The sequence below is a fragment of the Marinobacter lacisalsi genome (genome assembly GCF_042651045.1).
Lineage (GTDB): Bacteria > Pseudomonadota > Gammaproteobacteria > Pseudomonadales > Oleiphilaceae > Marinobacter > Marinobacter lacisalsi.
In genome coordinates, this window is sequence record NZ_JBHSDI010000012.1 from 149,484 (window position 1) to 164,745 (window position 15,262).

Here is a 15,262-nt window from a genome sequence, read left to right on the forward strand (position 1 = left end):
TCGATTCCTTATTCCTGCAGCTGCTTGGGATCTACCTGCTTCACGGTAGCCAGTTTCTGGACCATGCTGGTGGTCTGCTTGCGACCGCCGAACAGGTTGAATTCGCTATCACCGTTGCAGCCATCACCGAAGCTGAAGCCGCAGCCATTACGCTCGGCGTAGGCAGAGGCGTCCGGGAAGGCTTCCTTCGCCAGCTCACGATGGCTGGTGGGGATGACAAAGCGATCCTCGTAGTTGGCGATGGCCAGGTAACGGTACATCTCGTCGGCCTGGGCCTTGGTCAGGCCGCACTCTTCCAGGGCACGCAGGTCTTCAACGCCTTCCACGGTCTCTGCCCGCTTGTACAGGCGCATGGCCATGATCCGCTTGAGGGCCAGCACGATAGGCTTCTCGTCACCAGCGGTGAGCAGGTTGGCCAGGTACTTGACCGGAATCCGCAGGCTCTCGATCTTGGGCAGCACGCCGTCAAACTCGACCTTGCCGGCTTCCGCCGCGGACTGGATCGGGCTCAGTGGCGGCACGTACCAGACCATGGGCAGGGTGCGGTATTCCGGGTGCAGCGGCAGGGCCAGTTTCCAGTCCACCGCCATCTTGTAGACCGGGCTGCGCTGGGCGGCCTCGATCACGTTCATGGGAATACCGTCTTTCTTCGCCTGCTCGATAACCTTCGGGTCGTTCGGGTCCAGGAAGATTTCCAGCTGCTTCTCGTACAGCTCATGCTCGCCCGGAGTGCTGGCCACTTCCTCAATGCGGTCGGCATCGTAGAGCAGAACACCCAGGTAGCGGATGCGGCCCACGCAGGTTTCGGAGCACACGGTCGGCATGCCGGCTTCGATCCGCGGGTAGCAGAAAATGCACTTCTCGGACTTGCCGGTTTTCCAGTTGAAATAGATCTTCTTGTACGGGCAGCCGGAGACACACATCCGCCAGCCACGGCACTTGTCCTGGTCAATCAGTACGATGCCGTCTTCCTCACGCTTGTAGATGGCGCCACTGGGGCAGCTGGCCACACAGGTGGGGTTGAGGCAGTGCTCGCACAGGCGCGGCAGGTACATCATGAAGGTGTTTTCGAACTGGCCGTAGATGTCCGCCTGGATCCGGTCGAAGTTCTTGTCCTTGCGACGCTTGGCAAACTCGGTACCCAGGATTTCTTCCCAGTTCGGGCCCCACTCGATTTTCTGCATCCGCTGGCCGGAGATCAGCGACCGTGGCCGGGCTACCGGCTGGTGCTTGCTGTCACCAGCGGTATGCAGGTGCTGGTAATCGAAATCGAACGGCTCGTAGTAGTCATCGATTTCCGGCAGGTCCGGGTTGGCAAAGATGTTTGCCAGTACACGGAACTTGCCGCCGATGCGGGGGCGGATCTTGCCGGAGCTGTCGCGCATCCAGCCGCCCTTCCACTTGTCCTGGTTCTCCCACTCTTTCGGGTAGCCGATACCAGGCTTGGTCTCGACGTTGTTGAACCAGGCGTATTCCATGCCTTCACGGCTGGTCCAGACGTTCTTGCAGGTCACTGAACAGGTGTGGCAACCAATGCACTTGTCCAGGTTCAGCACCATGCCAACTTGGGAGCGGATTTTCATTTTACTGCCTCCTGTACAGAGTCATTGCCTTCGCCATCGAGCCAGTCGACGTTGTGCATCTTGCGCACCACCACAAACTCGTCACGGTTGGAGCCCACGGTGCCGTAGTAGTTGAAGCCGTAGGAATACTGGGCGTAGCCGCCAATCATGTGCGTCGGTTTCGGGCATACCCGGGTAACCGAGTTGTGGATACCGCCACGGGTACCGGTAATTTCCGAACCGGGTACGTTCACGATCCGCTCCTGGGCGTGGTACATCATCACCATGCCGGGCATGACCCGCTGGCTGACCACGGCCCGGGCCGCGATGGCGCCGTTGGCGTTGAACAGTTCGATCCAGTCGTTGTCTTCCACGCCGATTTCCAGGGCGTCGTCCTCACTCAGCCACACGATGGGGCCGCCGCGGGACAGGGTCAGCATCAGCAGGTTGTCGCTGTAGGTGCTGTGGATACCCCACTTCTGGTGCGGCGTGATCCAGTTGAGCGCCTTCTCCGGGTTACCGTTGGTGCGCTGGTTGATCATGCTGCCCACCGCCTTGGTGTTGATGGGTGGACGGTAGACCAGCAGGCTCTCACCGAAGGCACGCATCCACTCGTGATCCTGATAGAACTGCTGACGGCCGGTCAGGGTGCGCCAGGGGATCAGTTCGTGGACGTTGGTATAGCCGGCGTTGTAGGACACATGCTCGTCTTCCAGACCTGACCAGGTCGGGCTGGAGATGATCTTGCGCGGCTGGGCCACGATGTCCCGGAAGCGGATTTTTTCCTCTTCCTTGTTCTTCGCCAGGTGGCTGTGGTCCAGGCCGGTGAACTCGGACAGCGCCGCCCAGGCCTTCACGGCTACCTGACCGTTGGTTTCCGGCGCCAGGGTCAGGATGACTTCTGCCGCATCAATGGCGCTCTCGATCTTCGGGCGACCGGCGTTCGCGCCGTCGATATGCTTGTAGTTCAGGTCGCCGAGGAACTTCACTTCCTTCTCGGTGTTCCAGTTGATGCCCTTGCCACCATTACCCAGCTTGTCCAGCAGCGGCCCGAGTGAGGTAAAGCGTGCATAGGTGTTCGGGTAGTCCCGCTCAACCGTGATGAAGTTGGGTGCGGTCTTGCCCGGAATCAGGTCGCACTCACCGCGCTTCCAGTCCTTTACATCGAATGGCTGGCCCAGCTCCGCCGGCGCGTCATGCAGCAGCGGCAGGGTAACCACGTCTTTCTCGACGCCCAGGTGGCCTTCGGTGGCCTTGGAGAACGCCTTGGCAATACCCTTGTAGATTTCCCAGTCACTGCGAGCTTCCCAGGCCGGGTCAGTGGCGGCGGTCAGCGGGTGGATGAACGGGTGCATGTCGGAGGTATTCAGGTCGTTCTTCTCGTACCAGGTCGCGGTCGGCAGCACGATGTCGGAATACAGGCAGGTGGTGGACATACGGAAGTCCAGGGTCACCAGCAGGTCGAGCTTGCCTTCCGGCGCCTCGTCGTGCCACTTGACCTCTTCCGGCTTGGCGCCACCCTCGATGCCCAGGTCCTTGCCCTGCAGGCCGTTGGTGGTGCCCAGCAGGTACTTGAGCATGTACTCGTGCCCCTTGCCGGAGGAGCCCAGCAGGTTGGAACGCCACACGAACAGGTTGCGGGGGCAGTTCTGCTTGGCTTCCGGATCTTCACTGGCGAAGGCCAGGGAGCCGTCCTTCATGGACTGGGCCACGTAGTCGGAAACCTCCATGCCTGCCGTTTCTGCCTCTGCCGCAATACCCAGCGGGTTGCGGTTCAGCTGGGGCGCAGACGGCAGCCAGCCCATGCGCTCGGCGCGTACGTTGTAGTCGATCAGGCTGCCGCCGAATTTGGACTTGTCGGCCAGCGGCGACAGGATCTCGTCCACACCCAGCTTCTCGTAGCGCCACTGGCCGGAGTGGGCGTAGAAGAAGGAGGTGGAGTTCATGTGGCGGGGCGGACGCTGCCAGTCGAGGCCGAAGGCCAGGGGCTGCCAGCCGGTCTGCGGACGCAGTTTTTCCTGACCCACATAGTGAGCCCAGCCACCACCGCTCTGGCCGATACAGCCACACATGATCAGCATGTTGATCAGGCCGCGGTAGTTCATGTCCATATGGTACCAGTGGTTCATACCGGCACCGACGATGACCATGGAACGGCCCTTGGTCTTGTCGGCGTTGTCGGCGAATTCACGGGCAATACGGATAACCTTGTCGGCAGGTACGCCAGTGATCTTCTCCTGCCAGGCCGGGGTATACGGCTTTACTTCGTCGTACGAGGTTGCGCCGTCATCGTCGCCCAGGCCACGGCTGATGCCGTAGTTGGCCACCATCAGGTCGTAAACCGTGACCACGCGACCTTCGGTGCCATCCGCCAGCTGAACCTTGCGGGTGCCCAGCTTGTGCTTGAGGATGTCGTTGACCTCGACATGGTTGTAGTGGTCATGCTCGATGCCGCCGAAGTACGGGAAGGCCACATCGACGACTTCGTCGTGCTTCTCGACCATGGAGAGCTGCAGGTTGACGTCCTTCGCGCTGGCGGTCTGCTTCAGGTTCCACTTGCCCTTCTCACCCCAACGGTAACCGATGGAGCCGTTGGGCGCGGTCAGCTCGCCGCTGGCCTCGTCAATGGCAATGGTTTTCCACTCGGGGTTGTTCTCTTCCCCGAGCCCATCCACCAGGTCGGCCGCGCGCAGGAAGCGGCCTGGCGCGTAGCTACCGTCGTCGCGCTGCTCCAGCATGACCAGGTACGGCATGTCGGTGTAGCGGCGAACGTAATCGGTAAAGTACTCGCTGGGCTTGTCAACGTGGAATTCCTTCAGGATCACGTGGCCCATGGCCATGCCAAGCGCAGCATCGGTGCCCTGCTTCGGGTTCATCCACTCGTCTGACAGCTTGGACACTTCCGCGTAGTCCGGAGTGATGGCCACAGTCTTGGTGCCCTTGTAGCGCACCTCGGTGAAGAAGTGGGCATCCGGGGTACGGGTCTGGGGTACGTTGGAACCCCAGGCGATGATGTAGCCGGAGTTGTACCAGTCGGCGGACTCGGGCACGTCGGTCTGTTCGCCCCAGGTTTGGGGGGAGGCCGGCGGCAGGTCGCAGTACCAGTCGTAGAAGCTCATGCACACGCCACCGATCATGGACAGGTAGCGGCTGCCGGCGGCGTAGGAGACCATGGACATGGCCGGGATCGGCGAGAAGCCGATGATGCGGTCCGGGCCATATTGCTTGGCGGTGTAGACGTTGGAAGCGGCAATCAGCTCGTTGACTTCGTCCCAGCTGGAACGCACGAAACCGCCCATGCCACGGCGGGGCTTGTACTCGGCGGTTTTCTTCGGGTCTTCCACGATGGAAGCCCAGGCGTCTACCGGATCGTTGTGCTCGGTTTTCGCGGCCCGCCAGAGCTTCATCAGGTGCTTGCGCATCAGCGGGTACTTCAGGCGGTTGGCGCTGTACATGTACCAGGAATAGCTGGCGCCACGGGGGCAGCCACGGGGCTCATGGTTGGGGAGATCCGGACGGGTGCGGGGGTAGTCAGTCTGCTGGGTTTCCCAGGTGACCAGGCCATTCTTGACGTAGATTTTCCAGCTGCAGGAGCCAGTGCAGTTCACGCCATGGGTGGAACGCACGATCTTGTCGTGCTGCCAGCGCTGGCGGTAGCTGTCTTCCCATTCGCGGCTGACCTCGTGGGTCTCGCCATGGCCGTTTGCAAACGGCTCGCGCTTCTTTTTGAAGTAACTCAGTTTGTCGATCAAATGACTCATGGTCTCTCTCCGTTGTCCGGATCGTTGTTCCGATTTGAGACCATTGTGTGGGAGAGAAACCCCGAAAGCTGCATGGTTACTACCACATAACCACCCCTTACCCCCGAGGTGGTAGGAAGGCTATATCCCCGGGTGGAGAAGCCTCTCACGCTCGTGACGACGGCTGGTACGGGCGAACAGGATGAGACTGGCGGCAAGCGACAGAAACAGGATCATGAAGACGGCACTGCGTACGCCAATCCACTGATTCACCGCTGCAAAAATCACCGGCAGGACGAACCCCACGGAACAGGCACTGACCAGCAGGACCCCGGCCACGAAAGCGGTCGCCTCCCGGTTCTCGATGACCATCATGCGCTGCAGTCCGGCCATGGCGCAGCCCAGGGCCACACCCAGCAATACGATCAGCGCGCCCTCCAACATCAGGGGCATGAGAAATTCCACCTTCAGGGTCTGGTGAACACCCTCGATCGAGAGCGTCATCGGGGGATATGACAGCACGAACAGGGCGAGCAGACCGGCCAGCAGGGACCGGCTCACTACCCGGGTCGAGCCGAAGCGGTCCGCCAGCCACCCTCCGGGTACCTGGGCCAGCGCGCCGGGGATGACGAACCACTGGGCAAACGCCGCTCCGGTCTGCACCGGTAGCTGATACTGGGACGCCAGATAGTCCGGCAGCCACAGGGCCAGGGCAAGAAAACTCCCCGCGACCACCCCGAACCACAGGGCCACCTGCCACAGACGCAGCCGCGACACCCGTGCCAGGATCAGCGGGAACGGGGTTTCCGGGGCGGTATCACCGTCAGCGTCCTCTTCGGCGGTCAGCATCAGCAGCAGGGCTAGCACCAACAACAGGACAATCAGGTAGGCCAGGGGCACCACCGGCCAGGAAAAGGCATCGAGTATCAGCGGCACCAGGTAGTAACTGAAACCCACCCCGGTGATGCCAGCGCCGAACAGCCCCAGCACGAGGCCAATATGCCGGCGGGGTGAATGACCGGTAACGAACTGGAGGCCGGCACTGTAATAGCCCCCGGCCAGGCCCAGCCCGGCGCCGGCCACCAGGAAACCGGCCAGGGACTCAACACGTGTCAGTATCAACATGCACAGGGCCAGGCCGGCAAGACAGGCCATCATGACCCGGCGGGCACCAAAGGCCTGGGCCGCCAACCCCGCGGGAATGGCCAGCAGCGCTCCGGTGGCCATGGGCAGTGACAACAGGAAGCCAAACGCCACACCATCAAGCGCCAGGGCCTGACGGATGTGGGCTCCCGCCACCGAAAACAGCGACCAGCTCCCGGCGGCCAGGGCAAAACCGGCCACCGCCAGTGGCAGCACAACCGCCAGCGAATTGATTTTGTCCTCGTCGTCAGGGCTGATACCGGCGCGCATGGGAGTTAGCCTTTCCATAGGTGGTCTCCCAGTTTCATCTTTGCCCTGACGGGGGGTCAAAGACTATGATGGGAGATCACCCATCGGGGTAATTGACTATCCGCAAAGAGGTAGTCACCCGTGCAATGCAGGTGCACAATTGAGCATCTGCGGCCTCAGAGAAGGGTTCAATGAAGTCCAGAAGTCCCCTGGTCAACCGAATTGCCATTGTAGTGGGCGCCATCGTGCTCACCGCCATCGTGAGTATGGCCACCACCCTGTCGGTGTCCCGCAGCATTGAAGGCAACGCCACCGCCATCAACCAGGCCGGTGCACTGCGCATGGGTGCCTTCCAGTTGCTGGCGAAGGCCGCCGGTCAGACTGATACGGGGGCACAGTCTCTGGCCACCCATCTGGACACCTACGAAGCCCGGCTGAACCAGTCCGCGCTCACCAGAACGATCCCGTCGGCCACTGACCACCCGCTGCATCAACAGTATCGCTCCATGCTGAACAGTTGGCGGCAAATGCTGCGCCCTGCCCTCGAGCGTCAGGACGGGGATTTCCTGGTCAGCGGGGAGCTGCTCGCCATGACCGAGAGTTATGTCAGTAACGTAGACACCCTGGTATCCATGCTCGAACAGCGCACCGAGGCGCGCATTGACCTGCTCCACGTGATCCAGATCATCAGCCTGATATTTTCCGTGCTGATTGCCGTGGCGCTCTTCCTCGACCTGAAGAACCGGGTGCTGAAGCCGCTTCGCAAGCTGGTCCGCATTGCGTCGGCGGTCGGCGACAAGGACTTTTCCCAGCGGGCCGATCTACAGGGCGCCGATGAACTGTCCCGCCTGGGTACCGCGTTCGATCAGATGACCAGTGAGCTGGCCCTCAGCTACCGGGAACTGGAAACCGAGGCCAGGGCCAAGACCCGGGAACTGGAGAAAAGCCACCAGGCGCTGGAACTCCTGCACAGTGCCAGCCGCACTCTGTTCTCCAACCACGACCTGTGTAATGCCGCCATCCCCATGCTGCAGGAACTGGAAGACCTGCTGGGTATTGGCCCGATCCGCCTGTACCTGCATGACAGGAACGCCAGCGAGCCGGTGGAGGCCATTACCACGGCCACGGCGGAGCGCCCCTTCTATTGCCGTGATCACCACTGCAATGCCTGCCTGGTGGAGCCGGAGGTCTATGACGAATTGCCCAGCGAGGGCAACGACGGGCGCCGCCTGCTGTTGCCTATACGGACACCCGGGCAACTGCTGGGCACCCTGGAAGTCTGGTACCCGGTGGAGAAAGGCCTGTCAGAGACCGCCCGCCGGCTGCTGGAAACCCTCAGCGACCAGCTCGCCACAGCCATATTCCTGGAAAAGCAGATTACCGAAGAGCAGCAGCTTACCCTGGCGGAGGAACGCGCAGTTATCGCACGGGAGCTTCACGACTCGTTGGCCCAGTCACTGTCCTACCTGAAGATGCAGGTGGCCCGGCTGCGTCGCCTGAACATCACCGGCGAGCAGCAACAGACCCATGATGCCATTCTCGAGGAGCTGAGCACTGGCCTGAACAGCGCCTACCGCCAGCTGCGGGAACTGCTGACCACCTTCCGCCTGAAGCTGGACACGCCAGACCTGCTGACAGCGCTGCGGCAAACGGTGGACGAATTCAGTGAACGCCTGGGGCAGCCGGTACAGCTAAGATATGATCTTCCTCCCAATACGCTATCGCCCAACGAGGAGATCCATACCCTACAGATCGTACGTGAAGGGCTGGCCAATGCGGTCAAACATGCCGAGGCCTCGGAAGTAACGGTTGAGGTTCTCTTTGAATCCCCACGGGTTCAGGTCAGAATACTGGACAATGGCAAGGGGTTGCCTGGTGGTGACCAGCCATCACAGCACTATGGCCTGGTCATCATTCAGGACCGCGCCCGCACCCTCGGCGGAAAGGTCACCGTGGCCAATCGCGACAGCGGCGGTGTAGAGGTGACCCTGAACTTTATTCCGAAAAGCCGCCACATGATTCTGACCCGTCAGGCAACCGCCAGCTAGGTACGCCCCGGGCACCCAAATACAAACAACCAGAGAATGAGAGAGACCATGTCCGAGACACCTGCCAGTATCCTGCTGATTGATGACCACCCCCTTTTGCGACAGGGCATCAAGCAACTGATTGATATGGAAGATGATATGCAGGTGGCTGGAGAGGCCAGCAACGGCCCGGACGGTATCCGCAAAGCCGCTGAAATTGAGCCCGACCTGATTCTGCTGGACCTGAACATGCCGGAAATGAACGGTATTGAGGTGCTGAAGCAGATGCGGGACCAGGGGGTGGCTTCCCGGATTGTGATCTTTACGGTATCCGACCATGAAGATGACGTGGTCGCTGCCCTGCGGGCTGGCGCCGATGGCTACCTGCTGAAGGATATGGAGCCGGAAGACATGATTGCCCAGTTGAAACAGGCGGCGGTGGGCAAACTGGTCATGAGTGACCGCCTTACGACGCTGTTGGCCCAGGCCCTCAGGTCGCAGAAGCCGCAACAGTCAGCAAGGCCCGATTTTGACAGCCTCACCCCCCCGTGAAAAAGACATCCTGCGGCTGATTGCCGAGGGGCTGTCCAACAAGATGATTGGCCGAAAGCTGGATATCAGCGATGGCACCGTCAAGGTTCACGTCAAGCACCTGCTGAAGAAACTGAACCTTCGCTCCCGCGTGGAGGTGGCGGTCTGGGCCGTAGAGGAAGGCCTGCACAAAGGCTGACCCCCACCGTGGTGACTCGCTACTTTTATTAGCCTAAATCAATTCCTGTTGTGGCCATCAAGGTTACCCTTAAAACGGTAATCGAGTATGGAGATGGCCACAACCCCAGTATTACTCCGTCCTCCACCCCGCCGCCTCCATCTGGCCCTGGCCTGTCAGGCGCAGCTCGACAGCCCCCTGGCGGAACCGCGAGAAACCGCGGTGACACCGACAATAACGATAATGAAAAACAGCATGATCCAGAGAGGTCCGGCATGCGTCGCCATCTGTCTCCGACAACGGTACAGCCATCGTCAGCGAACCTGACCGCGGTCACCGGATTCCACCTTCCCAGGCTTACCCTGGGCCGTAAACTCCTGCTCATTACACTGGCGTTCTCAATCCTGTGGCTGGGTTTCTTCGCGCTAAGCCACCTGAGCCAGACTCACACCAGGGCGTTCACCACCCAGATCAACGAAGCCGGCAAACTACGCATGTTCAGTCAGCGGGTCGCCTATATTATTGCCGCCTGTCATACGGATCCGTCCGCCTCCGGAAACCTGGCCGTGTGCAGCACCGACCCTCTGACGTCGACCATTGCCGGCTACAATGAGAGCCTCAAGGCAGTGGAGAATATTCCATCCATGCTGTTCCTGAAGGATGATCAACAGGCGTTACAGAAGGCGATTCGCTCCATCCGTTCGGAATGGGAACGCTACAGCTCAACCGCCCGGATTGTGGCCGACTCGGAGGGACCGGCAAGAGCCGACGCCAGAACCTATATGGAAACCCGGGCAGAACCCCTGCTCGAGCAGACCCGGGCGCTGGTCCGGCAGTTGGTGGACAGTCAGCTACGGGCCCAGGCCTGGCGGGATCGGGCCCAGAACGCTCTGCAGGGCATTTCCATACTGCTGCTTGCCGGTATCGCGGTTTTGGGCTACCGGCACGGTGTACGCCCCTTGCGGGACCTTGTCGAGCTGACACGCCGTGCCGGTGAAGGAGATTTCCGTGGCCAGAGCCACTATGTCGCCCGTGACGAGATCGGCGAGCTTGTCAATGCCTTCAATAACACCAACGTCCGCACTGAGCACCTGATTGCCGACCTTCAGGCCGAGGCCCTGGCGGCCCGCCGGGCAGAGGAAACGTCGGAAAGCCTTTTCGAGGCTGCAGCCGACGGCATCGTCATCAGTGATCTTGGCGGTCGCATCCTCAAGGTAAACCGCGAGGCTGAACAGATTTTTGCCTACCCGCGGGAAACGCTTCTCTCCAGCAATGTGGACGACCTGCTTCCGGATCGACTTCGCAGCCGCCACCGGCACTATGTGAAAGACTATTCGTCGCATCCGGGCCCGCGTTCCATGGGACGGGGATCGGTGGTGCTGGGCCGGCGCGGTGACGGCAGCGAAGTCCCCCTGGAAATCAGCCTGAGCCCGGTGCGGATTGGGGACGATGAGCGAGTGATCGCGGTTATCCGGGACATATCTGAACGCCTGAAAACTGAATCCGATCGCCAGCGACTGCTCACCATCCTGGACATGACGCCAGATGTAACCGCCATTTTCACCATGAACGGCGAGCTGGTCTATCTCAACCCCGCGGGGCGCCATTTGCTGGGGATATCCGATCAGGCTCCCCTGACCAGTCATGAGTTCGAAAACCTGCTCACCCCCCACGCCCGCAAGGTACTGCGCTCGGGGGCTATCCCCTCGGCCCTGAGTACAGGCCTCTGGCACGGCGAGATGAACCTCCGGGACCGGAGCGGAACCGAGATACCGGTGTCGCAGCTGCTGATTGCCCATCCGGGCAAGAAGGGGGAATTGCAGTTCTTCTCGACCATCGCCCGCGACATCAGTGAGCGCAAGGAGCACGAAGCTGAACTGCTGCGCCGGGCTACCCACGACTCGCTGACCGGCCTGGCCAACCGGGTCCTGTTCAAGGATCGCCTGAAGCAGGCCATGCGCCATGCCGATCGCGAAGGCAACCTGACGGCCGTGATGTTCATCGACCTGGATAACTTCAAACTGGTCAACGACACCATGGGGCATTCCGCCGGTGACGCCCTGCTGTGTGAAATCGCCCGCCGGCTGGACGCCCAGCTTCGTAGCAGCGATACCAAGGCACGGCTCAGTGGCGATGAATTTGCCTGCATTCTGGAGAACCTGAAAACCCCGGACGATGCCGCCAGAATCATCCATGGGCTGGCCGAGGCCCTGCATCGTCCGATCAGTCTGCCCGGTCGCCAGCATATTATCACCACCAGCATCGGGGTCAGCCTGTACCCCACCAACGGCAATGACGCCGAAACCCTGCTGATGCATGCCGACAGCGCCATGTACCAGGCCAAGGCGTCGGGCAAGAACTGCTACCATTTCTACAATCGCGAAATGAACCTGAAGGCCAACCAGCGTCTCGACCTGGAGTTGGACCTGCGCCAGGCGCTCGAGCTGAATCAGCTGAAACTTTACTACCAACCCATCGTCAACGCCCGGAACCTGGCTCTGGTCGGTTGCGAAGTGCTCCTGCGCTGGGACCACCCGGACCGGGGCCTGGTGTCGCCGGCCCAGTTCATTCCCATTGCCGAGGAAACCGGGCTGATTGTGCCGATTGGCGAATGGGTTCTGAAACAGGCCTGTCTGCAGGCTCAAGCCTGGCGATCTGCTGGCTGTGACCTGACCTTTATCTCGGTGAACATCTCCGCCAACCAGCTGCGTGGCCGGTCCCTGGTGGACCTGGTCAGAACCGCCCTGGACGACAGCGGGCTGGACCCCGGCGTACTGGAGCTGGAGCTAACGGAGGGCAGCCTGCTGCCCAACCCACTCGTCGCCCGGGATGTGCTTGATGAGATACGGGAAATGGGCGTCAGGCTGGTGGCCGACGATTTCGGAACCGGCTACTCCAGTCTCAGTTACCTGAAGATCTTCCGCTTCGACAAGATCAAGATCGATCTCCAGTTCGTCAGAGACATGCTTGACGACGCCGGCGATGCCGCCATTGCAAAGGCCACCATAGCCATGGCCCATGCTTTCCAGGCCAAGGTCGTCGCCGAAGGGGTTGAAACACAGGAACAGGTTGACGAGCTCATCGCCTGCGGTTGCGATCAACTCCAGGGTTACCTGTTCGCCCGCCCGGAGCCTGCGGATCCCTTCCAGCAACGCCTGCGCAAGCGTATCGGTTCTGAACACTGATGCCAGTCGACTGGCACCGGGGTCCGCATACCAAGGGGACACCGGCAGGGCTGTAGTTGTCGGAAATCAATCAAAAAATTGCCGTACTGAACTACCCTGTCCGGGACCAATGGCCCGGAGAACACCATGCTTCCAGTCCTGCCAAAACCGAGTATTCCCAACGCCCTGTCAGGCCAGTGCCTGCAGGTCATCAGGGAATTCGCTCCCTCACCCGCCCCGCTGATCCGCCGTGCCGAGCGGCATACTCCCTATGCGCTGAAGCAATTGATGGCCGAACTGCCCCTGAACCGGGTGTTTGCAACCGCCATTGCTGAGGGAGAATTCGACGATTTCGAGGGGCGCACACTCCGGCTGGAGATTGATGGCGGGCAACCCGGCATCACGCTGGGGTTCTGGCAGGGCAGGCTGAGAATGGTCGACGGACCGGGCGAGGCCACCATCCGGGGCAGTTGGTCCGCTTTTCGTGAACTCGCCAGACGGAAGCTGGACCCGGACCAGCTCTTCTTCCAGCGCCGGCTGATCATCGAAGGCGATACCGAGCTCGGGCTCGGCGTGAAGAACCTGCTGGACAGCCTGAACTGGCAGTTACTGCCGGGAACCTTTGGGAAGTAAGGCGTTTCCCCGGTAAACTTGGCACCTCACTACCCAGCTTCCGGAACAGCCATGCCTACCGACCACAAGTACGGGAACGCCACCCGCATCATCCACAACCGTCGCCACCAGGACCCTTTTGGAAGTCCCTACTCGCCGGTGTACAACACCACCACCTATCGCTTTGCCGATACGGAAGCACTACTGGATGTGATTGAAGGCCGTGAAGACGGCTACCTCTACACTCGCTGGGGCACCAACCCGACTATCCGGGAGCTGGAACAGGGCCTGGCGGCACTGGAAAGCGCCGGCGCTGCGCTCGCCTTCGCCTCCGGCATGGCGGCGATCTCGGCCACCCTGCTGGCCCACGGTCGTAAGGGCATTGTCTGCATGGGCGACCTGTACGGTGGCACCCAGAACCTGCTGGTCAACCATTGCCAGCCGCTGGGTATTCCGGTCACTTTCCTGCGGGCACACGAGCTGGACCAGCTGGATGCTGCCCTGGTCGAGCCCGGTATGCTGGTATTCTGTGAAACCCCGGCCAACCCCACCCTGGCCATTCTCGATATCCATGACCTGGCCCGCCGCGCCCACAGCCGGGGCGCCCTGCTGGCCGTCGACAACACCTTCGCCTCGCCAATCAACCAGCGCCCCCTGGAGCTGGGCGCCGACCTGGTACTCCACAGTGCGACCAAATACCTGGGCGGGCACAGCGACCTGACAGCCGGAGCCCTGATGACGTCGGAGCCCCTGGCCAAACAGGTCGCCGCCTGGCGCAAGAACCTGGGGCAGCTGCTGTCCCCGGAAACCGCCGCCCTGCTGTCCCGCAGCCTGCGCACGTTGCCCGCGCGCATCCGCCAGCATAACGAGAATGCGCTGGCACTAGCCAAAGCCATGGAAACCCACCCGGCGGTTAACAGGGTGCTCTACCCCGGCCTGGAGACCTTCCCCGGCCACGCCCTGGCGGCCCGGCAGATGGCGGGATTCGGCGGGATGCTGACCATTGAGCTGGCAGCCAGCCGCAAGCAGACAGCAGCGGTCGCCGACCGGTTGAAGGTGTTCCTTCTGGCTACCAGCCTGGGCGGGGTGGAAAGCCTGGTCAGCCAGCCCTGTGCCACCAGTCACCATGGCATAAGTCCGCAGGAGCGCGCACGGCAGGGTATCACCGACGGTATGCTAAGGCTTTCGGTGGGACTGGAAGATGCCAGTGACCTGATCAACGACCTGGAGCAGGCCCTGTCGGGACACTAGAGCCGGTCATCCAGAATAAAGTCCCGTAGCGCTACCGCATTGTTATGTTTGGTATCTTTCGCGGCAAACACCAGCGTAATACGGTTGTGCTCTTCAAGCAGTTTTTTGAGCTTTCCAAGATCTTCGCGGGCGTCTTCAGCAGTCAGCTCCCGAAGGTATCGTTCCCGGAACGCCTGCCATTTTTCCGGATCGTGGCCGAACCACTTCCGCAACTCGGTGGACGGCGACAGCCCTTTCAGCCAGTAGGCTATATCAGCCTCTTCCCTGGCGACTCCTCGGGGCCAGATACGATCCACAAGCACCCGTGGGCCGTCCGAGCGTGCGGCGGTGTCGTAGGCTCGTTTCAGGCGAATTTCCATAGGCGCGCTCCCGGATATAGGTGGACTTTCCAGCCTAGTCCCGGATGCAGAGGGTTTCAAAAAGTAGAGCGAATGCAGGAAAACCTGGCCAACAGGACACCCACGGTTTGCTCTCAGGCATAGAAACAAGGCGACCGCAGTAGTTACACGGAGAACCCGGCAAATCCATTTGCGCTTTTACTGGCCCCGGCGGGCGCGGCCATGATCGGCCTGAGCATCGGTGACAGCATCGAGTGGCCGGTAAAGGGCCGTAAACCCCTGCACCTGAAGGTGGTCAGCGTCACCCGGCCGGAGTAACCGGCAACCCCTCATACCAGTGCGGCGGGCGCTCAGCGCATATCGAAGAATTCACGATGCAAGCGCCTGCCCAGTCTCCCTTAGTCGTATCCTCCAAACGGCTTTTACCTACACCATGAACCACGGCTCGCTCACCTTGCTTCTTGCAT

General features: G+C 61.1%; 8 protein-coding genes and 1 pseudogene. 5 read left to right on the plus strand and 4 right to left on the minus strand.

What is annotated here, in order from left to right; all coding sequences use genetic code 11:
• Positions 1-8: 8 nt before the first annotated feature.
• The 3 genes from narH to ACFOZ5_RS09230 form a co-directional block, all read right to left on the minus strand.
• Positions 9-1,583 carry a nitrate reductase subunit beta gene (narH, locus tag ACFOZ5_RS09220; RefSeq protein ID WP_379886751.1) on the minus strand — a complete coding sequence of 525 codons (1,575 nt, stop codon included), beginning with the start codon at positions 1,581-1,583 and terminating at the stop codon, positions 9-11.
• The gene (locus tag ACFOZ5_RS09225) at positions 1,580-5,323 is read right to left on the minus strand and encodes a nitrate reductase subunit alpha (protein ID WP_379886752.1); all 3,744 of its coding nucleotides are present in this window, start codon (positions 5,321-5,323) and stop codon (positions 1,580-1,582) included. The genes narH and ACFOZ5_RS09225 overlap by 4 nt, the downstream gene beginning before the upstream one ends.
• 120 nt (positions 5,324-5,443) lie before the next feature.
• Positions 5,444-6,733 (minus strand): MFS transporter, encoded by a 1,290-nt coding sequence (locus tag ACFOZ5_RS09230; RefSeq protein ID WP_379886753.1) that lies wholly within the window; start codon positions 6,731-6,733, stop codon positions 5,444-5,446.
• 152 nt (positions 6,734-6,885) lie between these two features.
• On the opposite strand from ACFOZ5_RS09230, the gene ACFOZ5_RS09235 reads away from it, so the two are divergent.
• The 5 genes and pseudogenes from ACFOZ5_RS09235 to ACFOZ5_RS09255 all read left to right on the plus strand — a co-directional run bounded on the left by ACFOZ5_RS09235 (position 6,886) and on the right by ACFOZ5_RS09255 (position 14,457).
• A complete protein-coding gene (locus ACFOZ5_RS09235; RefSeq protein WP_379886754.1) occupies positions 6,886-8,742 on the plus strand; it encodes a HAMP domain-containing protein in 1,857 nt (618 codons plus the stop codon).
• Positions 8,743-8,790: 48 nt separating this feature from the next.
• Positions 8,791-9,451: pseudogene (narL, locus tag ACFOZ5_RS09240) on the plus strand (two-component system response regulator NarL).
• 254 nt (positions 9,452-9,705) lie between these two features.
• Entirely contained in the window at positions 9,706-12,615 is a 2,910-nt protein-coding gene (locus ACFOZ5_RS09245) for an EAL domain-containing protein (RefSeq protein WP_379886755.1), read from the plus strand.
• Positions 12,616-12,741: 126 nt separating this feature from the next.
• Positions 12,742-13,227 carry a ubiquinone anaerobic biosynthesis accessory factor UbiT gene (ubiT, locus tag ACFOZ5_RS09250; protein WP_379886756.1) on the plus strand — a complete coding sequence of 162 codons (486 nt, stop codon included), beginning with the start codon at positions 12,742-12,744 and terminating at the stop codon, positions 13,225-13,227.
• A 51-nt stretch (positions 13,228-13,278) separates the two neighbouring features.
• Positions 13,279-14,457 (plus strand): trans-sulfuration enzyme family protein, encoded by a 1,179-nt coding sequence (locus ACFOZ5_RS09255; protein ID WP_379886757.1) that lies wholly within the window; start codon positions 13,279-13,281, stop codon positions 14,455-14,457.
• On the opposite strand, the gene ACFOZ5_RS09260 is transcribed toward ACFOZ5_RS09255, so the two are convergent.
• The gene (locus tag ACFOZ5_RS09260) at positions 14,454-14,816 is read right to left on the minus strand and encodes a DUF488 domain-containing protein (RefSeq protein ID WP_379886758.1); all 363 of its coding nucleotides are present in this window, start codon (positions 14,814-14,816) and stop codon (positions 14,454-14,456) included. The genes ACFOZ5_RS09255 and ACFOZ5_RS09260 overlap by 4 nt on opposite strands.
• Positions 14,817-15,262: the final 446 nt, after the last annotated feature.

What these genes read in the sequence shown, in the direction of transcription:
- ubiT (WP_379886756.1), top strand. Translation starts at nt 12,742, where the DNA reads ATGCTTCCAGTCCTGCCAAAACCGAGTATTCCCAACGCCCTGTCAGGC.
- ACFOZ5_RS09255 (WP_379886757.1), top strand. Translation starts at nt 13,279, where the DNA reads ATGCCTACCGACCACAAGTACGGGAACGCCACCCGCATCATCCACAAC.
- ACFOZ5_RS09260 (WP_379886758.1), bottom strand. Translation starts at nt 14,816, where the DNA reads ATGGAAATTCGCCTGAAACGAGCCTACGACACCGCCGCACGCTCGGAC.
- ACFOZ5_RS09245 (WP_379886755.1), top strand. Translation starts at nt 9,706, where the DNA reads ATGCGTCGCCATCTGTCTCCGACAACGGTACAGCCATCGTCAGCGAAC.
- ACFOZ5_RS09230 (WP_379886753.1), bottom strand. Translation starts at nt 6,733, where the DNA reads ATGGAAAGGCTAACTCCCATGCGCGCCGGTATCAGCCCTGACGACGAG.
- ACFOZ5_RS09235 (WP_379886754.1), top strand. Translation starts at nt 6,886, where the DNA reads ATGAAGTCCAGAAGTCCCCTGGTCAACCGAATTGCCATTGTAGTGGGC.
- ACFOZ5_RS09225 (WP_379886752.1), bottom strand. Translation starts at nt 5,323, where the DNA reads ATGAGTCATTTGATCGACAAACTGAGTTACTTCAAAAAGAAGCGCGAG.
- narH (WP_379886751.1), bottom strand. Translation starts at nt 1,583, where the DNA reads ATGAAAATCCGCTCCCAAGTTGGCATGGTGCTGAACCTGGACAAGTGC.